This window comes from Roseomonas sp. KE0001, from assembly GCF_016107285.1.
GTDB lineage: Bacteria > Pseudomonadota > Alphaproteobacteria > Acetobacterales > Acetobacteraceae > Pseudoroseomonas.
The window spans coordinates 1-19,436 of sequence record NZ_RCVQ01000006.1 but is presented as its reverse complement, the minus strand read 5'-3'; the positions used below and the strand labels follow the sequence as shown (position 1 = coordinate 19,436).

General features: G+C 75.5%; 12 protein-coding genes and 1 tRNA gene. 3 read left to right on the top strand and 10 right to left on the bottom strand.

Translation table 11 applies throughout. The features are described 5' to 3' along the window. Positions 1-54 precede the first annotated feature (54 nt). From D9598_RS12945 to D9598_RS12920, 6 genes are all read right to left on the bottom strand, one after another. The gene (locus D9598_RS12945; RefSeq protein WP_198366947.1) at positions 55-1,386 is read right to left on the bottom strand and encodes a capsule biosynthesis protein; all 1,332 of its coding nucleotides are present in this window, start codon (positions 1,384-1,386) and stop codon (positions 55-57) included. Between the two features lie 35 nt (positions 1,387-1,421). Continuing rightward, positions 1,422-2,636 (bottom strand): dATP pyrophosphohydrolase, encoded by a 1,215-nt coding sequence (locus D9598_RS12940; protein ID WP_198366946.1) that lies wholly within the window; start codon positions 2,634-2,636, stop codon positions 1,422-1,424. Further along, positions 2,633-3,967, bottom strand: coding sequence for an aminotransferase class I/II-fold pyridoxal phosphate-dependent enzyme (locus D9598_RS12935; protein ID WP_198366945.1), 1,335 nt, complete (start codon positions 3,965-3,967; stop codon positions 2,633-2,635). Before D9598_RS12935 ends, D9598_RS12940 begins: the two co-directional genes overlap by 4 nt. A 66-nt stretch (positions 3,968-4,033) precedes the next feature. Beyond that, the gene (locus tag D9598_RS12930; RefSeq protein WP_198366944.1) at positions 4,034-11,470 is read right to left on the bottom strand and encodes a type I polyketide synthase; all 7,437 of its coding nucleotides are present in this window, start codon (positions 11,468-11,470) and stop codon (positions 4,034-4,036) included. A 28-nt stretch (positions 11,471-11,498) separates the two neighbouring features. Continuing rightward, positions 11,499-12,857, bottom strand: a complete 1,359-nt coding sequence (locus D9598_RS12925) for a glycosyltransferase family 1 protein (RefSeq protein WP_232477198.1) — start codon at positions 12,855-12,857, stop codon at positions 11,499-11,501. Positions 12,858-13,090: 233 nt separating this feature from the next. Beyond that, complete coding sequence (locus D9598_RS12920; RefSeq protein WP_198366943.1) at positions 13,091-14,098, bottom strand: C-terminal binding protein; 1,008 nt, start codon at positions 14,096-14,098, stop codon at positions 13,091-13,093. A 115-nt stretch (positions 14,099-14,213) separates the two neighbouring features. Here D9598_RS12920 and D9598_RS12915 point away from each other — a divergent pair, with 115 nt between their 5' ends. After that, on the top strand, positions 14,214-14,966 hold the full coding sequence (locus D9598_RS12915; RefSeq protein ID WP_198366942.1) for an SDR family NAD(P)-dependent oxidoreductase: 753 nt from the start codon (positions 14,214-14,216) through the stop codon (positions 14,964-14,966). 14 nt (positions 14,967-14,980) lie between these two features. Here D9598_RS12915 and D9598_RS12910 read toward each other — a convergent pair whose 3' ends face one another. Beyond that, complete coding sequence (locus tag D9598_RS12910) at positions 14,981-15,427, bottom strand: MarR family transcriptional regulator (RefSeq protein WP_198366941.1); 447 nt, start codon at positions 15,425-15,427, stop codon at positions 14,981-14,983. Between the two features lie 84 nt (positions 15,428-15,511). Between D9598_RS12910 and D9598_RS12905 the strand changes: the two genes are divergently transcribed. Continuing rightward, positions 15,512-16,270 (top strand): thioredoxin family protein, encoded by a 759-nt coding sequence (locus D9598_RS12905; RefSeq protein ID WP_198366940.1) that lies wholly within the window; start codon positions 15,512-15,514, stop codon positions 16,268-16,270. A 49-nt stretch (positions 16,271-16,319) separates the two neighbouring features. Next, entirely contained in the window at positions 16,320-16,952 is a 633-nt protein-coding gene (locus D9598_RS12900) for a glutathione S-transferase family protein (protein WP_198366939.1), read from the top strand. 5 nt (positions 16,953-16,957) lie between these two features. Here the strand turns inward: D9598_RS12900 and D9598_RS12895 are convergent, their stop codons facing one another. The 3 genes from D9598_RS12895 to D9598_RS12885 all read right to left on the bottom strand — a co-directional run bounded on the left by D9598_RS12895 (position 16,958) and on the right by D9598_RS12885 (position 19,273). Further along, positions 16,958-18,745, bottom strand: a complete 1,788-nt coding sequence (locus tag D9598_RS12895) for an adenine deaminase (RefSeq protein ID WP_198366938.1) — start codon at positions 18,743-18,745, stop codon at positions 16,958-16,960. Positions 18,746-18,824: 79 nt separating this feature from the next. Next, the gene (locus tag D9598_RS21390; protein WP_198366937.1) at positions 18,825-19,034 is read right to left on the bottom strand and encodes a PsiF family protein; all 210 of its coding nucleotides are present in this window, start codon (positions 19,032-19,034) and stop codon (positions 18,825-18,827) included. 163 nt (positions 19,035-19,197) lie between these two features. Next, positions 19,198-19,273: transfer RNA gene (locus D9598_RS12885), tRNA-Ala, on the bottom strand. Positions 19,274-19,436 lie beyond the last annotated feature (163 nt).

Below are 19,436 nucleotides of genomic sequence, written 5' to 3'. Positions count from 1 at the left end.
GCAACGCCGGAAGCCGCGCCCGGTTTCGGGACCGGCCCGCGCGGCGGCGCGACCTCAGGCCGGCTGGGGAGGATAGGCCTGCTGCCGCTCCGGCCGGATGTACCAGCCCGGCGCGGCCGTGCCGGGATCCTCGTCCGGCGCCATCAGCTCCGGCACCGGCTGGTTGAGCCGCCCGTGGTGCAGCCGGTGCACCGCTCCGCGCACGGCGACATCCAGGCCGGGCCGGTTGTAGTAGACGCCGCGGATGTGCAGGCTGTGCGCGATGCAGCGCAGGAAGCCCTCGCGCAGCGGGATCTCGGGCGGCTTCGCCTCGGTCCAGAAGCGGTCGAGCGGGCCGGAGAAGACCAGGCCGGGGATGCGGTAGATCGCCTCGCCAAGCGCGAAGGTCGGCGTGTGGTCGATGATGGCGCGCAGGCCCACCGTGCTGTTCACCGTCACCACGCCCTGCACCTGCTCCACGATGGCGCCGAGGTTGCCGCCGCCGAGATAATGCATCCGCTCCTGCAATCCGTATTGCCGGGCGATGCGGGCGCTGCGCCGCTTCCAGTTCTTCATGCCCGGATCAAGCGGATGCACCTTCACCAGCAGGTGCGCGTCCGCCGGCGCATGGGCCGCGAAGCTGGCGGCCACCTCGTGCAGCACGGTGTCGAGGTCGCGATACCGGGAATAGGCGCGGATGGAGAAGTCGGTCTCCATCTGCATCGCCATCAGGAAGAGCGGCCCGCGCCCGGTCAGGCGCTTCAGGATGGCGTCCGCCCGCCGGTTGCTGGCGCCGCGCCGCAGCAGCCGCCAGGCGACGCCGAGATAGACCGGGATCGGGTGGTGCAGCTGGTGGCTGTCGTAATGCGGGAAGGGCCAGGGCATCAGGCTGGCCAGATGGTAGAGCATGTCCCAGGCCGCCTGGCTGCGGAAGTCGTCATGATGGCGCACGGCGAGGTCGGGCGGCGGCAGCTTCGCGCCCTCGCGCACGATGGCCTCCGGGTCGCGGGTGAAGCGGCTGGCGGCGTTCATGCCGTCGCGCTCCAGGACGATCCAGTCGGGGCGGATATAGCCGAAATCGGTCACCGCCACGCGGATGCCGCGCGCCTCGGCGGCGGCGATGGCGACCTTGTTGTAGGGCCGCTGCTCGCCGATCAGCACCATGTCGGTGATGCCGTGCCGGTCCAGGAAGGCGGCGATGAAGTCCGGCCATTCGGCGGCACGGCCGCGGAAATCGACGGCGCCGGGGCCGCGCCAGAAGAAGCGGTCGCCGAGATTGAGGTTGATGCGATGGACCTGATGGCCCAGCGCCCGCAGCCCGGCGCCGACCTCATCGAAGAAGGGCGAGATCGGCCCCTGCAGGAACAGGAAGCGCTTGGGTGGAGGAGGAGGGGCCGCGGCCGACATCGTTGCACCCTTGAAAGCGGGTGGCGCGAACCCTGTCAATCTGTGGATGCAATGACGGCCCGATTGGCAGCCAGGGGCAGTGGAGCGCCCCAGATCCGCCATCGGCCCGTGACGGGCGCGGGGAGGCTGTCCATCAGCCGCAGCATGCCGCGATGGTCCTCCAGGATCCAGGAGATCTCGACCCGCCGCCAGCCGCGGCGCTCGGCATGGCCGATCGCGGCCGCCAGCAGTGCGCCGGCGGCCATGCGCCCGGCCTCGGTGCCACGCCAGGCGCGGCGGATGCCGAACATCGGCAGCCGTGCGCTGCCCTGGCCATCGATCAGGGCGCGCAGCATCCGCGCCCAGCCCAGCGGCAGCAGCCGGCCATCGAGCCGCGCGGTGGCGGCCTCGACATTCGGCAGCAGCATGGCGAGCCCGATCGGCTCGCCGCGCCATTCGGCGAAATAGCCGCCGCCGGCCAGCAGCATGGGGCGCAGCAGCCGCTTCATGGTGCCGGCCTCGGCGGCGGAGACCGGCAGCGCGCCCCAGTTCTCCGCCCAGGCGTCGTTGAACATGTCGCGGATCAGCGCGACCTCGCGCCCGAGGCCCCGGCGCCGCAGCGGCCGGATGCGCAGCTCGCCGCGCCCGGACCAGGCGGCGAGGCGCGGAGCGGAGGCCGCGCGGTGCGACTCGGTGGCGGTGTCGAGGGTGCAGGCCAGCACGTCCTTCTCCCGGGCCAGGCCGAGCGCGTCGAGCATCGGCGGCAGCCAGGCGGGATTGCGCGGCATGCGCGGCATGGGCAGCGCGCCACCCTCGACCAGCAGGCCGATCTCGTGGTTGATCGTGAAGGAGAAGGGGCCCCGCAGGCGCGTCGCGCCCCGCTCCGCCAGCCAGCCGGCGGCCGTGTCGAGCAACGCGGCCAGCACCGCCGGGTCGCGCTCCAGCGCCAGGAAGCCGAAGCTGCCGAGGCCCGCCGTCGCGGCGCCGTCGCGCGGCCAGGCGGCGGCGATGCGGCCCACCGGGCGGCCGTCGCGCCAGGCCAGCCAGCGCGGCACCGTCCATTCGGCGAGCGCGGTGTTGAAGCCAGCGTCGAAGATGCGCCTTGTGTCGGCGAAGAGCGGCACCGACCAGCCGGCGGCGGCGCCGCCCAGCAGCGCCGGCAGGCGGATGAAGAGCTCGGCCTCGGCCGGGGTGGTGACGCGGCGGATCTCCGTCCCGGCGGCGCTGAGGCCGACCGGCCCGGCCGGGAAGGCGCCGCCCTGCCGGGTCATGCCAGGCCCGGCAGGGATTCCACCCGGCCGATGCCGGCGGCGGCCTCGGCCAGCGCGGTGGCGGCGTGGTCGAGATCGGCCTCGCTGTGGTCGGCGGAGAGGAAGAAGCGCAGCCGTGCCGACTGCTCCGGCACGGCCGGGAAGATCACCGTCTGCACCGCGACGCCGCGCTCCAGCAGCGCCGCCGCCACCTTCACCGTGCGCACCGAGGAGCCGAGGACCACCGGCAGGATGGCCCCGCCCTGGCCCGCTCCGGTGTCGAAGCCGCGCGCCCGGATGCGCTCGCGGAGCGCCCGGCCGTTGGCCTGCAGCCGCGCCACGCGCTCCGGCTCGGCGCGCAGGATGCGCAGCGCTTCCAGCGCGGCGGCGGCCAGCGGCGGCGCCAGCCCGACGGAATAGACCGAGCCCGGCGCGGTGTGGCGCAGCCAGTCGATCACGTCGGCCCGCGCGGCGATATAGCCGCCGCAGGCCGACAGGGTCTTGGACAGCGTGCCCATCCAGAGATCGACGCCGGCCGGGTCGACACCCTGCGCCTCGGCCACGCCGCGCCCGGTGGCGCCGAGCACGCCGAGACTGTGCGCCTCGTCCACCATCAGCCAGGCGTCGTGCCTGCGGGCGATGCCGACGCAGCGCGCCAGATCCGGCGCGTCGCCATCCATGCTGTAATGGCCCTCGACCAGCAACAGGGCGCGGGTCGAGGCCCCCTGGGCGCCGCGCCGCGCCGCCGCCATCTCGCGCTCGGCCGCTGCCATGTCGTTGTGCGCGAAGGGGATGCGGCGCGCGCCCGAGAGGCGGATGCCCTCGGTGCAGGAATTGTGGATGGCGGCGTCATGCACCACGATGTCGCGCGGGCCCATCAGGTGGCCGATGGTGGTGACGTTGGTGGCATGGCCGGAGACGAAGGTCAGCGCCGCCTCGGCGCCGTGCCATTCGGCCAGCGCCGCTTCCAGCGCGAGATGCAGGTCGCGCTCGCCCGAGGTGATGCGCGAGCCGGAGGGCGAGACGCCGTAGCGCTCGATCGCCGCCTTCGCCGCCGCCTGCACGCGCGGATCGTCGTTCAGGCCGAGATAGTTGTAGCTGGCGAAGTTCACCACTTCGCGCCCGCCGATGCGGCTGTGCGCCCCGGCCAGCCCGTCATGCGCGCGGAAGAAGGGCTGGCGCAGGTCGAGCGATTCGATGGCGGTCTTCAGCAGGGCGAAGTCGCGCATGCCGGGGAGCGTCGTGAAGTCGCGCGCGCTGCCGGCATCGGCGCGCGGGGCGGCGCTGTCGCGGCGGCGCGAGAGGCGGGCGAGCAGCGCCATGCGGGCGGTGGCGGACAGTCCGACGGTCATGCGCGTGCTTCCCTGGTCCTCATGGACGCCTCCGCCACGGGGTGCCGCCCCTGCGGGAGAGAGACCTCATTCCGCCGCCGCCTCCGGCGTCGCCGCCCGGCTCGGCTCGAACTGCTCGACCAGCCCGGCCAGCCCGTCATCGCCGCCGCCCAGGCCCTCGGCCAGCTTGCGCGCCAGGCTGTCGATGGTCAGCTCCTCCGTCACCGAGGCGAGCGGCACCGGCATCGCCAGGCGCTGCTCCAGCGCGCCGCGCAGCTCCAGCCCCCCCAGGCTGTCGAGGCCGAGGCCGGCGACCGGCGCGTCCACCGGCACCGCCTCGGGCGGCAGGCGCAGGATGCGCGCCACCTCCTCCTGCACCGTCTGGCGCAGCAGGGCGCGGGCGGCCTCGGGCGGCAGGGACTGCAGATGCGCGCGCAGCCCGCCGGCCTCGGGCAGGGGCTCGGCGCGGCCGCGCACCCGCGAGAACAGCGGCTCCTCCAGGATCGGCAGCGCCATGCGCGCCTCGCGCCAGCCGACGCGGGCGAGGGCCAGGACCGGCGCGCCGCTGGCCAGCATGGCCGGCAGGGCCGAGAGCGCCTCGGCGGCCGTCATGGCCTCGACGCCGAGGCGCCGCGCCAGGGTCCCGGCGGTGGCGGCATCGCCGGCCAGCACGCCCGCATCGGCGATCGGGCCCCAGCCCACCGCCAGCGCCGGCAGCCCCTCCGCCCGCCGGCGCCGCGCCAGCGCCTCCAGCGCCATGTTGGCGGCCACGTAGTTCGCCTGTCCCGGATTGCCCATGGCCGTGGTGGCCGAGGAGAACAGGAGGAAGAGCTTCACCGGATCCTGGCGCGTCAGCCGGTCCAGCGCCTCGGCGGCGGCGAGCTTCGGCGCCAGCACGGCGGCGAAGCGCCGCGCGTCCAGCGCGGTGGCCGCGGCATCGTCGAAGACGGCGGCGGCCTGGACGACGCCGACCAGCGGCCGCCCCTCGGCGCGGATGCGGGCCAGCGCGCCCTCCAGCGCCGCCGGATCGGCGGCATCGGCGGCGTGCAGGCTGGCGCGGGCGCCGAGCGCGGCCAGGGCGCGCAGCGCCGCATCGGCGCCGGGCGCCGTGCCGCCGCGCCGCGACAGCAGGGCGAGGTCGGTGGCGCCGCGCGCCGCCAGCCACTTGGCGCATTCGAAGCCGAAGCCCTGCGTGCCGCCGACCACCAGGATGGTGCCGGCGGGCGGCGCCCAGCCGGCGCCGGCGGGGCGGGCGGGCTCGGGCAGCGGCGGCGGGGCCAGCACCAGCTTGCCGATATGGGCGCTGGCCTGCAGCGTGCGGAAGGCGGCCTCGGCCTCCGCCGCCGGGCGCAAGGCATGGGGCAGCGGCGACAGGGTGCCGGCCCCGATACGGGCGGCGATCTCGCCCAGCAGGGCGCCGGCCAGCTCCGGCCGCGCGCTCGGCAGCTGATCCACATCGACGCCGAAATAGGTGATGTTCTGCCGGAAGGGGCGCAGGCCGAGGCGGCGGTTCTCGAAGAAGTCCCGCTTGCCCAGCTCGACGAAGCGGCCGAAGGGCGCGACGAGGCCGAGGCTGCGCTCCATCGCCTCGCCGGCCAGGGAGTTCAGCACGACATCCACGCCGCCCGGCCAGGCGGCACGCAGCCGGTCGGCGAAGCCGGGGTCGCGGCTGTCCAGCACCAGCTCCGCCCCGGCGGCCCGCAGGAAGGCGCGCTTGGCGGCGCTGCCGGCGGTGGCGGCGACCCGGGCCCCGGCGGCGCGCGCCACCTGCAGCGCGGCGAGGCCGACGGCGCCGGCGCCGCCATGGATCAGCACCGTCTCGCCGCGCCGCAGCCTGGCGCAATGCTCCAGCGCGTAGATCGCCGTCATGAAGGCGACCGGCAGGCCGGCGGCGGCGGCGAAGCCGAGCCCGTCCGGCAGGCGGGCCAGGGCCGCGCCGCGCGTCAGCACCCGGCTGGCCAGGGCGGCGGGGGCGAAGCCGAACACCGCCTCGCCGGGCTGGAAGCCGCTGCCCGGTCCGGCCCGCTCGACCAGCCCGGCCATCTCCATCCCCAGCGTCGGCCCGGCGAAGCCCGAGAGCAGCGCCTCCTCCGGCAACAGGCCCTGCGCCCACATCAGGTCGCGGAAGTTCAGCCCGGCGGCGGAGACGCGCACCGTGACCTCGCCGGGGCCGGGTTCGGGCAGGTCGAAGGCCTCCCAGCCCAGCGTGCCGAGCTGGCCGGGCTGGCGCACGACGAGGCGGGCCGGGCCGCGCGGCGCCGCCGGCGGGGCCGCGCCCGGGCGCAGGCGCGGCCGCAGACAGGCGCGGGCCGAGAGCAGCAGCTCGGGCTCGCGCGCCGCGCCGGCCCCGGAGGACGGATCGGCCGAGGGATCGGCCGAGGGATTGGGCAGCAACTCCGGCAGCAGGCGGGCGAGGGCGCGTTCCTCCGGCATGGTGGCGAGTCCGATTCGGCGCGGCCGCAGGCCCGGCATCTCGTTGGCCAGCACGCGGCCAAGGCCGAGCAGCGCCGCCGCCTCGGGCTCCCGCGCGGTGTCGCCGAGCAGCAGGGTGAGGCTGGCGGCGCTGCCCTGCGCCGCCTCGGCCAGGCGCGTCACCCGGGCGAGGGTGGCGGGGAGCGCCGCGGCGTCCGGGCGCGCCAGCAGCAGCACGTGCCGGTCCTGCAGCTGGCGCGGCGCGATCCGCGCGGCCTCCTCCAGCCCGTGGTGCTCGACCCGCGCCCCGGCGGTCTCCAGCGCGGCGCCGAGCGCCTGGGCCAGGGCGGCGCTGGGGGGATCGGCCTGCAGATGGAAGAAGCCCCGGGCGTCGGCGGCAGCCGGGGCCGTCCGCGCGGCGCGGGGCAGGGCGCGGGCGGCCACCAGCAAAGCGGGCCAGGGGGCGGCGACCAGCTCCGAGACCCAGGCCCGCTGCCATTCCGGCGCCGCGCAGGCGGTCTCCCAGGCGGCGGCGGCGGGCAGGGGCGGGGCGCCGTTCTCCCACCAGCCGGCGTCCTGGCCGCAGGCGAAGCTCCAGGCGCGGCCGGGCTGCGGCTCGGCCAGCAGCAGGGTGCCCCCTTCGGACAGGGCGGTGGAGAGGGCGGGCAGCAGGGCGGTGCCCAGGCGGCCGCGCGCGGCGGCGGCCAGCCCCACCACGAGATCGGCGGGCCCCGGCGGCGGCCCGGCCCCGGGCTGCCAGAGCGCCAGGGTGTAGTCGACCCGGCCGGTCAGCGGCGGCAGGGTGGCGGCCAGCGCCTCCTCCGGCGCCGCGGCGGCGGTGTAGTGGACGGCGCGGCCGCTGCCGCCCAGCACCGCCAGCAGCGCGCGGGTCAGCGGGCCGCCCTGCGCGCCCACCTCGAGCACGCGCAGCGGCCGGTCCTCCGGCCATTCCTGCACCAGCCGCGCCACGGCCTGGGCCAGGACGGCCGCCAGCCGCTCGAAGCCGGCGGCCTCCGGCGGCGGGCTGTCCGGGGCCTGGTCGGCAGGCGCGGGGCCGGCAGGCGGGGGGCCGCTCAGGGCCAGGCCGCTGTCCAGCACCCGCGGCAGCCGCTCGGCCGCCAGGGCCAGCCAGGCCAGTTCGTGCGCGAGGCCGGGCTGCTCGGCCAGCACCGATTGCCAGATCGCGCCCGGCTCGGGCAGGTCGGGCGCCTCGGGCAGGTGCCAGCCGGCGGGGCCGGGCTCGGCCAGCCCGTCCTCGGCGAGGGCGCGCAGCAGGGCCAGGGCATAGGTCGACAGGCCGGCGGCCGGCAGCAGCCCGTCCGGCCGGGCGCGGGCGCGCAGCGCGGCATGGGCGCTGGCCACCACATGGCCCTCCAGCAGCAGGGCGGTCTCGGCCAGGTCGCGGCTGGCGTCCTCGGCGAGGCCGGCGCCGACGGCGGCATCCAGGTCGAGGGCGGGCGGCGCCCCGGGCCGCGGCGAAGGCTCGTCCTCGACGCGGAACAGCGCCTCCTCCACGCGCGGCGGCGGCGCCAGCCGGAAGCGCTGCATCCAGCAGTCCTCGAGCCGCGCCACCAGCCGCCCGCTGCCGTCGCGCAGCGCCACGTGGCACTGGTCCGATCGCGTGCCGCGATGGCCGCGGCGGAGATCCGCGGTGACCGGCACGGGCGCGCCGCGCCGCAGCACCATGCGCCCCAGCCGGACCGGCGCGGCGGCGCGGCCGTCATCCTCGCCGGCGCGGGCCAGCAGCTCCAGCATGCCCTGCAGCGCGCCATCGAGGCGCACCGGATGGATCAGCCAGCCGGCCTCGTCCGGCGGGGCCTCGGGCGGCAGGGCGAGGGCGAGGCGGAGGGCGGCGCCATCCCCGGCCAGCCGCATCCGCGTCACCGGCCGGAAGGCCGGGCCGTAGTCGAGATGGAAGCGCGCGGCGGAGGCGACCAGCGCGGCGCCCGGCGCCTCCTCACCCTCCCCGGCCGGCGGCACGGCGAGGGCTTCTGCCAGGGCCTCCAGCGGGGCCGGGCCGATCGTGCCGCGCGCATGCAGCGTCCAGCCTTCGGCGGACAGGCGCGGCCGGCTCTCGATCAGGAACAGCCCGGCCTCGGGCTCCACCGTGCAGCGCAGCTCCCGCGTCGCGGCCGAGACCGGCAGGGCGCGCAGGATCAGCGTGTCGCGCAGCTCCAGCGCCGGGGCCTCGGGGAAGAAGCGCGCGGCGGCGGCCAGCGCCAGGTCCAGCATGGCGGCCGCCGGCAGCACCGCCTCCCCGGCCAGGCGGTGATCCGCCAGCCAGGGCTCGAGGGCGGTGTCGAGCAGGCGCGACCAGCGGCCCGGCTCGGTGCCGTGGCGCTGGCCGAGCAGGGGATGATCGGTCAGCGGGTCGGTCAGCCGGGCGGATTCGGCGCTGGGCGTGAACCAGTGGCGCTGCCGGTCGAACGGGGTGAGGGGCAGGCCGCGGCGCAGCGCCGGCCCCTGCCAGGAGGGGCCCCGGCGCGGATCGGCGCCCTGCGTGATGGCGCGGTCGGCCAGCGCGGGAAACGGATCGCCCGGCGGGTCGCGGCGCGACAGGCCCGGCAGGACCGGCGCCTCGGCCTCGGCGGCGCGCAGGCTCTCGCGCAGGTAGGATTGCAGGACCGGATGCGGCCCGATCTCGAGGAAGAGCCGCGCGCCATGGTCCACCGCGGCCTGCACCGCGGCCCGGAAGCGCACCGGCTCGCGCAGGTTGCGCCACCAGTATTCCGCGTCCAGCGCCGGTCCGGGCAGCTTGCCGCCGGTCACGGAGGAGAGGAAGGCGATGCGCTCCGGGCCGCCGCGCAGCCCGGCGAGGTCGGCGGACAGCGCCGCGCGCGCCGGCTCCATGGCGGCGGAATGGAAGGCGTAATCGAGGTCGAGCCGCACGGCCGAGAGGCGCCGCGCCTTCGCCGCCTCGAGCAGCGCCTCGATCGCCGCCTCGGGGCCGGCGACGGTGATGGCGTCGGGCGCGTTGTAGGCGGCGATCTCCGCCCGCCAGCCGGCCTCGTCCGCGGGCAGGGCGGCCAGCAGGGGGGCGGCCTCGTCCGGCCCGGCGCCGAGCGCCGCCATGCGGCCGAAGCCGCGCCGGGCGTGCTGCGCGCGGGAGCGGGCGACCACCAGCCGCACCGCCTGCTCCAGCGTCAGGATGCCCGCCGCCAGCGCCGCCGCCACCTCGCCCACCGAATGGCCGAGGCAGAGATCCGGCCGCAGCCCCTCGGCGGCCAGCGCGGCCAGCATGCCGTGCTGCACCAGGAAGAGCAGCGGCTGGGCATGGTCGGTCCCGGCCAGGGCCTCGGCGGTGACGCCCTCGGCCAGCAGCGCGGCGCCGGACCAGCCGGTGAGCGGGGCGAGGAGGCTGTCGGCCTGCTCGACGGCGGCGCGGAAGGCGGCGTTGTGCGCCATGGCCTCGCGCGCCATGCCGGGGAACTGGCTGCCATTGCCGGAGAAGACGAAGGCCATGCCGCCCGTGGCGGGGCGCCGCGCCACGCCCTGGCGGACCGCGGTCGGCCGCCCGCCGGCGAGCCAGGACTCCAGCCCGGCGCGCAGCGCGGCGCGGTTGGTGCCGCGCAGCGCCAGCCGGTGGGCATGCAGGTCGCGGTGGCGCGCGGCGCCGCGCAGCAGGGCGGGCAGGCCAGGCTCGGCGGCCGTGTCCAGCCGGTCGCGCCAGCGGGCCGCCAGGCCGCGCAGCGCCGCCTCCGAGCGGGCGCTGAGCAGCAGCGGCGGCGGTGGCCCCTCCGCCGCCGTTCCGCCCCCCGCTCCGGCTCCGGCTCCGGCTCCGGCTCCGGCGGGAGCCGGTGGCGCGCCCAGCAGCAGCGTCGCGTTGGTGCCGCCGAAGCCGAAGCTGTTGACGCCGATCACCGCGTCCGGACCGATCTCCACCCGCTCCAGCGCGGTGGGGACACGGATGTTCAGCCCGGCGAAGTCGATGTTCGGATTGGGCTCGCGGAAGTGCAGGTTGGGCGGCAGCGCGCCATGCTCCAGCACCAGCAGGGCCTTGAGCAGCCCGGCCATGCCGGAGGCCGGCTCCAGATGGCCGATATTGGTCTTCACCGAGCCGACCGGCAGCGGTGCGGCGCGGCCCTGGGCCAGGGCGGTGCCGATGGCCCAGCTCTCCGCCGGGTCGCCGGCCTGGGTGCCGGTTCCGTGCGCCTCGAAATAGGCCAGGGCCTCGCGCCGCACGCCGCTCTCGGCCAGGACGCGCTCCAGCAGCGCCGCCTGCGCCTCGCGGTCGGGGAGCGAGAGGCCGATGGTGCGGCCGGCGGCATTGGTGCCGGTGCCGAGAAGGACGCCGCGGATGGCGTCGCCCGCCGCCAGCGCGGCGGCCAGCGGCTTCAGCACGACGAGGCCGGCGCCCTCGCCGCGCACATAGCCGTCCGCCGCCGCGTCGAAGGCCTGGCAACGGCCCCGGGCCGAGAGCATGCCGGCGCGCGAGAAGCCGATGAAGGCGAAGGGCGAGAGCAGCAGCTGCACGCCGCCGACCAGCGCCGCCTCGACGCGGCCGGCGCGCAGCGCCGCCACGGCGGCGTCGAGCGCGACGAGCGAGGAGGAGCAGGCTGTGTCCACCGTCTGGCCCGGGCCGCGCAGGTCGAAGACGTTGGTCAGGCGGTTGGCCAGGATCGACAGGGTGTTGCCGGTCATGAAGTACCGGTCGGTGCCCGCCGCGTCGCCCAGGCGCAGCTCGGCATGGTCGGTCGAGGAGCCGCCGATCCAGACGCCGATGGCGCGGCCGGCCAGGCGGCTGGCCGGCCAGCCGGCATCCTCCAGCGCCTCCGAGGCCACCTCCAGCAGCAGGCGCTGCTGCGGGTCCATCTCCACCGCCTCGCGCGGGGAGAGGCCGAAGGCGGGGGCGTCGAAGCCGGCGATGTCGCCCAGATGGCCGGCGGCGAAGCTGTAGCTGCGGCCCGGCTCGCCCTTGCGCGGGTGGTGGAAGGCGGCCTGGGCGAAGCGATCGGCCGGCAGGGTGCCGACGGCGTCGGAGCCGCTTTCCAGCAGCCGCCAGAAGGCGTCGAGATCGGGCGCGCCGGGCAGGCGGCAGGCGGCGCCGACGATGGCGATGGCGCCGCCCGCCGGGCGCGGCGGATTGGGCGGGCGCTGCGGCATGGCGTTCATGAGGAGGGTTCCGCGCGGCGGCGGAGGCTCACGGCACCGCCTCGTCGCGGGCCACCATCCCGGGCCGCGTGGCGGACCAGGCGGGGCGGGCGACGGCGGGACGCAGCGCGGGGAGGCGCCGGCCGGCGCGGCGGCCCTGCGGCGCGCCCAGGCGGTGTTCGGTCACGGTCTCCAGCAGGCGCTCCACCATGGCGAAGTGGTCCTGCCACTCGGGCGCCCGCCAGCCCTGCAGGCGGGCGAGCTGGGCGGCGCGGGCGGGGCTGTCCGGCCGCGCGTAGTCGAGGACGGCCCGGCGCCAGGCGCTGCCGTCCAGCGGGTCGAGATAGTCCGGCACCTCGGCGCCGACCTCGCGCAGCGCCGGCAGGTCGGAGCAGATGCTGGGCACGCCGGCGGCCAGGGCCTCGGCCAGCGGCAGGCCATAGCCCTCGGCGAAGGAGGGGAAGAGCAGCGCGCGGGCCCCCAGCAGCAGCTCGGAGACCTTGCGGTCCGGGAGCTGGCCGATCTCCTGCACGATGCCGTTCAGCGCCGTGCAGCGCTCCAGGATGTCGACGACGTTCTCGTTCTCCCAGCCACGCTTGCCGATGATCAGCAGGCGCGGCGTGGCGCTGCCGAGGCGCGCCAGCTCGCGCCACAGGTGCAGCAGCAGGAGGTGGTTCTTGCGCGGCTCGATGGTGCCGAGGACGACGAAGTAGGGGTCCGCGCCGGAGGCGGGCCCGGCATGGCGCGGCGTGTCGATGCCGAGCGGCGCGATGAGCACCGGCGGCGGCAGGGGCCGCCCGGCCAGGTGGGGGGCCAGCGCCTCGGCCGTGGCGGCGGAGTTGACGATCACGCCATCGGCCAGGCTGGCGGTGACGCCGATGCGCCGCAGGTGCTTCTCCGCCTGGCCGGGCCGGGCGTATTCGGGGTGCGAGACCGGGATCAGGTCGTGGATCAGCGGCACGAAGGCGCAGCCGCCCTGGCGCAGCGACTCGATCGGGCCGGCGCGGTCGAGCGCCTGGTGCGAGACCAGCAGGAAGGCGAGCCGCCGGCCGCTGCCGAGGAGGCGGGCGAGGTCGGCGCGGCCGAAGCCGAGCAGCAGCCGGCCGCGCGCCAGGGTGCCGATGCGGGCGGCGCGGCGCAGCGCGGGGCTGTTGGAGAGGCCGCTGTCCCAGGCCTCGGTGAGCGCCGCCACGAGGTCGGCGACGAGGGTCCGGGGCAGTTCCGCGAAGCCGCCCTGCAGTTCCTGGCCGACGAAGGTGCAGGCGCCGGGCGGCAGGCCGAGCCAGTGGCGGGCATAGGCCAGCTCGACCCGATCGATTCCCGAAGGGGTGCGCTTGCGGCCGCAGCCCAGCAGCCTGGAGACGTCCAGCACGACATGCAGGCTGTGGGCGGCAGGGTCAGCAAGCATCAAGGGTTCCCTTTGGGGAGGGTATGATGCCTAGCGGTTGTGTCCGCATGGCAAGTTTGCGTTAAGGGTTATGCTGCATCCGCGAACCGGAGTGGTTCACTAAACCGTGATATACACCTTTGAGGGTGTAAGGAAACAAGAACATTTATTCGAGTGGTATATCTATCGCTGAATCGCGTTCTAGAACCTTTGCATACCCTTAGCGCAACCTTTGCGTGCAGACCTCCTTCGATTCAGTCGGCGCCGGGCGGGATCACGTTGCTGGCAAGGCCCTCCACCAGCACGTCCCGCATCGTCTCCGCGCTCTTCACCCGGATGTCCTGGAAAGCGTGCGGCGTGTGGAAGGCGCTGTGCGGCGTGACGATCAGCCGCCCGGCCAGCCAGGGCTCGCGCGCCCGATAGGCCGCCAGCAGCGGGTGCTCCGGCGCCACCGGCGGCTCCTGCGGCAGCACGTCGAGGCCCGCCCCGGCCAGATGGCCATCGCGCAGGCAGGCCTCCAGCCCGTCCAGGTCCAGCATGGGGCCGCGCGCCGTGTTCACCACCACCGCGCCGGGGCGCAGGCGGCGCAGCGCCGATTCGTCCAGCAGGCCGGCGGTGGTGCGGGTCAGTGGCGCGTGCAGCGAGAGCGTGTCGGTCTCCTCCAGCAGCGCCTCCAGGCTGCGCGCCCGCTGGATGCCCAGCGCCCGGTCCACCCCGTTCGGCAGATAGGGGTCGTAGAAGCGCACGCGGAAGCCGAAGGCCTTGGCGCGCAGCGCCACGGCGGTGCCGATGCGGCCGAGCCCGATGATGCCGAAATCCTGCTCGCTGGCCCGCTGGATCAGCGGGCTGTCGAGGTAGCGCCACGCGGCGGGCGGCGTGCCGCGCTGCAGGTCGTGGTGCAGGGCGATGCCGCGCCGCAGCGTCAGCGCCAGGGCGACGGCGTGGTCGGCCACCTCGGTGGTGCCGTAGTCGGGCACGTTGCAGACGGCGATGCCCCGCTCCGCCAGGGCCGGACGGTCGAGCCGGTCGTAGCCGACGCCCATCCGCACCACCACCTTGAGCTTCGGGAAGCGGTGCAGCTGGCTGCCCGGCAGCCAGTGACGGAAGATGAACAGTCCGTCCGCCTCGGCGCAGAGCGCGTCGGGCAGTTCCTCCACGCCGCCGGGGCCGCCGCCGCGGACCACCCGCACGCCGGGGCCGAGGATCTCCTCCTCGAGAAGGGTGTCGGGATAGAGGCCTTCGGGCTCCAGGACGGTCAGCATGCCGGCGATTCCTCCTTCTTGGGCTTTGCCATGCGCCCAGGATGCGGGGAGCCCCTTGGGGCCGCAAGGCACCTCCCCCTATCCTGCCGGCCGGGCAAGAGAGGGGAAGCGGCGCATGGCCGAACGGAAGATCCTGATCACCGGCGCGGCGAGCGGCATCGGCGCGGCGACGGCACGGCTGCTGGCCGCGCCCGGCGTGGCGCTCGTGCTGCACGCGCGGGGCAACCGCGAGGGGGCGGAGCGTGTCGCCGCCGAGGCGCGGTCGGCGGGCGCCGAGGCCGGCGTGCTGCTGGCCGACCTGGCCGAGGCCGGGGCGCCCGAGCGGCTGGTGGCCGAGGCGGCCGCCCGCCTGGGCGGGCTGGACGTGCTGGTCTCCAATGCCGGCTTCGCCGACCGCACGGCGCTGCGCGACCTGACCGACGCGGCCTTCGCGCGCAGCCAGGACACCATCCTCTGGGCCCTGCTGCGGCTGGCCCGTGCGGCGGGGCCGCTGCTGGCGGCGGGCCAGGATCCGCGGCTGGTCGCCGTCTCCTCCTTCGTCGCGCACCACTTCCACCCCGGCGGCACGCTCTTCCCCGCCTCCGCCGCGGCCAAGGCGGGGGTGGAGGCGCTGGTGCGGAGCCTGGCGGTGGAATGGGCCCCCGCGGTGACGGTGAACGCCGTGGTGCCCGGCCATATCGCCAAGGATCCGGGCACCCATGCGGCCCTGAACGCCGAAGGGCGCGAGGCGGCGGTGCGCGACCATATCCCGCTGCGCCGCCTGGGCCAGCCGGCCGAGGTGGCGGCGGCCATCGCCTTCCTGGCCTCGCCGGCGGCCTCCTACGTCACCGGCCAGTGCCTGCATGTCGATGGCGGCATGGTGATCTGAGGCAAGGGGGCGGTTCAGCCGAGCCGCGCCAGGTTGGCGCGGAGCCGGTCGGCCTCGCCCTCGCCGAGGCCGGCCTCGGCCGCCGTGTGGGTGTCCCGCCACACCGGGAAGGCCTCGGCCAGGACGGCGCGGCCGGCCGGTGTCAGGTGCAGGCGGCGGCTGCGCCGGTCCTCCGGATCGGGCTCCACCCGCACCAGGCCGCGCCGTTCCAGCGGTTTCAGGCTGGCGGTCAGGGTGGTGCGATCCATGCCGAGCAGCTCCGCCACCGGCCGCATCGGCGGCGGCTCCGGGCGGTTCAGCGACATCAGCAGGGAGAACTGGCCATTGGTCAGGCCGAGAGGGCGCAGCGCCTCGTCGAAACGGCGGGCGAGGGCGCGGGCGGCGCGCTGGGCATGCAGGCAGAGGCAGGTGTCGCGCACCAGCAGTGTGGTCGCGAAGGGGAGTTCGGAAGGCTTTGACACGCCGCTTTAAATGTTGATATCAACACAAAAGTCAAGGCCCTCACGGCGCCGCCGTGCCATGGCCGCCACTTCGGAGGTTCCACCATGTCCCAGACGGAGACCGAGGTTCAGACCGGGCACCGGGTGGTGCCGCGTCAGGAATGGCTCGCCGCCCGCCGGGCCCTTCTGCTCGAGGAGAAGGCCCATACCCGGGCGCGCGACCGGCTGAACGCCGCGCGGCGCGCCCTGCCCTGGACCCCGGTGGACAAGCCCTACCGCTTCGCGACGCCGCATGGGCCGCGCGGCCTCGGCGATCTCTTCGAGGGCCGCGGCCAGCTCGCCCTCTATCACTTCATGCTGGCGCCGGGCTGGGAGGCGGGCTGCACCGGCTGCTCCTTCCTCGCCGATCATTTCGACGGCATGCTGCCGCATCTGAACCACCATGATGTCACCCTGGTCGCCGTCTCCCGCGCGCCGCTGCCGGAGATCGAGGCCTATCGCCGCCGCATGGGCTGGCGCTTCCCCTGGGTCTCCTCCTTCGGCAGCGACTTCAACCGGGACTTCCACGTCTCCTTCCCGCCCGAGGCCCTGGCGGAAGGCAGCGTGGACTACAACTATGCCCGCCTCGATGCCGCCGACGCCTTCGAGGAACTGCATGGGATGAGTGCCTTCGGCCGCACCGCCGACGGGGCGGTGTTCCACACCTATTCCACCTATGCCCGCGGGGTGGAGGAGATGATGGGCACCTTCATGCTGATGGACCGGCTGCCGCTCGGCCGCAACGAAAGCGGCACGATGGACTGGGTGCGGCGCCATGACGAATACGCCGACGAGCACGGGGCGCGCTCCTGCTGCGCCGGCTGATCCGGCGCGGCATCGCCTTCCTGCCGCATCCTTTCGTGAGGACTCCCGCATGAGTGACGACCTCGTCTTCTACACCAACCCCATGTCGCGCGGGCGGATCGTGCGCTGGATGCTGGAGGAGATCGGGCAGCCCTACCGGACCGAGATCCTGGCCTATGGGCCGCCGATGAGGGCGCCGGCCTATCTGGCGGTCAATCCCATGGGCAAGGTGCCGGCCCTGCGCCATGGCGCGGCGGTGGTGACCGAGGCGGCGGCGATCTGCGCCTACCTGGCCGATGCCTTTCCCGCCGCCGGCCTTGCCCCGGCGCCGCGGGACCCGTTGCGCGGCGCCTATTACCGCTGGCTCTTCTTCGGCGCCGGGCCGGTGGAGGCGGTGGTCAGCGACACCGCCCTCGGCGTCACCGTGCCGCCCGACAAGGAGGCCATGGTCGGCTACGGCAGCAAGGACCGGGTGATGGCGGTGCTGGAGGCGGCGGTGGGCCAGGGCGACTACCTGCTGGGCGAGCGCTTCTCGGCCGCCGATGTCTATCTCGGCTCGGAACTGTCCTGGGGCATGGCCTTCGGCGTGCTGGAGAAGCGGCCGGCGCTGGAGCGTTATGTCGCGCGGATCGAGGCGCGACCGGCGGCGATCCGCGCGCGGGAGACGGACGACGCGCTGCTGCCGCCCGGCGGCGCGGCCTGAGCGGTTCAGGCGATCAGCGCCGAGGTGAACACCGCCCCGGTGCCGCCATCGGCGATGCCGAGATCCGTCACATGCGGCCCGGCGTTGCAGGCCAGCGTCGCGCCGACCACGGCCTTGAAGACGCGGTAGGGCGGCTGCCATTCGGCGATGCCGTCGGCGGCGGCGCGGAGCGCGGCGAACCGTGCCGCCACCTCCGCCGCCGGCGCGTCGGAGAGCAGGCCGCAGACGGGCAGCGGCAGCACCGCCCGCACCGCGCCGCCAGCGGCCACCGCCATGCCGCCGCCGGCGGCGATCAGCGCGTTCGCCGCCGCCGCCATGTCGTCCGGATCATGGCCGAAGACGCAGAGATTGTGGCTGTCATGCGCGACCGTGGTGGCCAGCGCGCCGCGCCAGGACCCCCAGCCTTCCAGCACGCCGAGCGAGGGCCGGGCCGGGGCGAGCCCGTGGCGGTGGATGACGGCGAGCATCGTGACCTCGGGCGGCAGCACGGCGGCGCCGTCGCGCACCGGCACCGCGATCTCGCCCCAGCGGGTGAAGCGCGGCTGGGCCACGCTGCGCAGCCGCGCGGTCGGGCCGGGGGCGGCGATGCGGAAATCGCCGGCGGCCAGCGGGGCGAGCCTCATGGTGTCGCGCAGGCCCGGCGGTTCGCCGCCCGGCAGCGGCGCCGCCAGCCGGCCGCCCTCGGCCAGCAGGGTGCCGGAGCCATAGACCCGCTCCACCATCATCCCCTCCAGGTCGGAGAGCACGATCAGGTCGGCGCGGCGGCCGGGAGCGAGCAGGCCGAGATCGGCGCGGCCGAGGCGCTGCGCGGCGTTCAGCGTCGCCGCCCGCAGCGCCTCCAGCGCGGGCATGCCATGGCGTACCAGCCGCCGGATCAGGTCGATCATGCCGCCGCGCGCCACCAGGTCGTCCGGGAAGACATCGTCGGTGCAGAGCGTCAGGGTCTGCGGATAGCGCGGCAGGCTGCCGAGCGCCGCGACCGCCTCGGGCAGGATGTAGTCGTGGCTGCCGCGCAGCTCGATGGCCAGGCCGGCGCGCAGCTTCTCCAGCAGATCGGCACCGGAGGTGATCTCGTGGTCGGAGGTGACGCCGGCGGCGGCAAAGCCCTGCAGCGCGCCCGCTGAGAGGCCGCGCGCATGGCCGCAGACCAGCTTGCCGCTCTCCAGCCCCGCCGCCAGGATGCCGCGCATGCGCGGCGCCCGCTCCAGCACGCCGCGCATGTCCATCACCTCGGCGACGCCGGCGACCTCGGGCCAGGACAGCATCTCCGCCATCTCATCCGGCCCGAAGCTGGCCCCCGCGCGCTCCAGCCCCGGCGCCGAGGGCACGCAGGAGGGGGCGAGCAGCAGGGCGCGGAGCGGCAGCCCGCGCAGCGCGGCGATGGCCCAGCGCAGCCCCTCCAGCCCCGCGACATTGGCCAGCTCGTGCGGGTCCCAGCAGATCGTCGTGGTGCCCTGGGGCAGCACCGTCTCGGCATAGCGGCGCGGCGTCACCATCGAGCTTTCGACATGCATGTGCGTGTCGATCAGCCCCGGCGCGAGGATCCGGCCCGGCAGCGCCTCGACCATCGCGGCATCGGCGCGCGTGCCGGGGGCGTGGACGCTGGCGATCAGCGGCCCGACCAGGCCGAGATCCGCCGCGCGCAGCTCGCCGGTCGCCATGTCGGCGATCCGCGCGCCGGTCAGCAGCTGATCGAAGGGCGCGAGCCCCTGCGCGGCGCGCACGGCGCGGTCCCGCAGCGCCGCGTCGTTCAGCGCCGCGTCGTTCAGGGCGGGAAGCGGGTCCTGGGACATGGCCGATCCTGCTGTCGGAAGAGACCGACCGGATAGGCCCGCGCGGAGGGGGGAGGCAAGCGGCCGGGCGCGGACGCGCTCAACGGTGGGAGAGGCAGGTCCGCATGAAGTCCTTGCGCCCCTGGCCGCGCAGCGACTGCTCCCGCGCGGTGGCGTTGCAGCCGCGCATCCGCTCCTGCTGGGCGAGCCGCGCCGGCGAGGGCTCGACCGCGGCCTTGCGGGGCGCCGCCTCGGACAGGGTCGGCAGCAGCACGGCGGCGGCCGCCAGGGCGGCGAGGACGATCTTCACGGCAGGCGCTCCACAAAACCCAGGGTAGCTTAACGAGAGCAGTTTTTCTCCAAAAGAGGAATTATTCGCCGCGCGGCATGGGCCGCCGAGCGCGGAGAGGCTGCCGGCACGTGGCCCAAAACGAAAGGGCCCGGCTTCTTGCGAAGCCAGGCCCTTGAAACCGTGGTGGAGCCAATCGGAATCGAACCGACGACCTCTTGAATGCCATTCAAGCGCTCTCCCAACTGAGCTATGGCCCCCCGGTGAGGTGGCGCGATATAACCGTGCCCCCCGGGGCGCGCAAGAGCGGTCCGCGCGGTTTTTTTCGCTTTTTCCGTTCCGGCCGCGGCCCCCTTCCGCAGCCCCGCCCTGGCCGGTAGCCTCGGGGCCGAGAACCATCCTCCCGGAACCTGAGGAGCGTCC

Bases quoted from the DNA above. Each gene is read 5' to 3' on its own strand.
- D9598_RS12940 (WP_198366946.1), bottom strand. From the start codon at position 2,636: ATGACCCGGCAGGGCGGCGCCTTCCCGGCCGGGCCGGTCGGCCTCAGC.
- D9598_RS12915 (WP_198366942.1), top strand. From the start codon at position 14,214: ATGGCCGAACGGAAGATCCTGATCACCGGCGCGGCGAGCGGCATCGGC.
- D9598_RS12905 (WP_198366940.1), top strand. From the start codon at position 15,512: ATGTCCCAGACGGAGACCGAGGTTCAGACCGGGCACCGGGTGGTGCCG.
- D9598_RS12935 (WP_198366945.1), bottom strand. From the start codon at position 3,967: ATGACCGTCGGACTGTCCGCCACCGCCCGCATGGCGCTGCTCGCCCGC.
- D9598_RS12895 (WP_198366938.1), bottom strand. From the start codon at position 18,745: ATGTCCCAGGACCCGCTTCCCGCCCTGAACGACGCGGCGCTGAACGAC.
- D9598_RS12900 (WP_198366939.1), top strand. From the start codon at position 16,320: ATGAGTGACGACCTCGTCTTCTACACCAACCCCATGTCGCGCGGGCGG.
- D9598_RS12925 (WP_232477198.1), bottom strand. From the start codon at position 12,857: ATGCTTGCTGACCCTGCCGCCCACAGCCTGCATGTCGTGCTGGACGTC.
- D9598_RS12945 (WP_198366947.1), bottom strand. From the start codon at position 1,386: ATGTCGGCCGCGGCCCCTCCTCCTCCACCCAAGCGCTTCCTGTTCCTG.
- D9598_RS12930 (WP_198366944.1), bottom strand. From the start codon at position 11,470: ATGAACGCCATGCCGCAGCGCCCGCCCAATCCGCCGCGCCCGGCGGGC.
- D9598_RS12920 (WP_198366943.1), bottom strand. From the start codon at position 14,098: ATGCTGACCGTCCTGGAGCCCGAAGGCCTCTATCCCGACACCCTTCTC.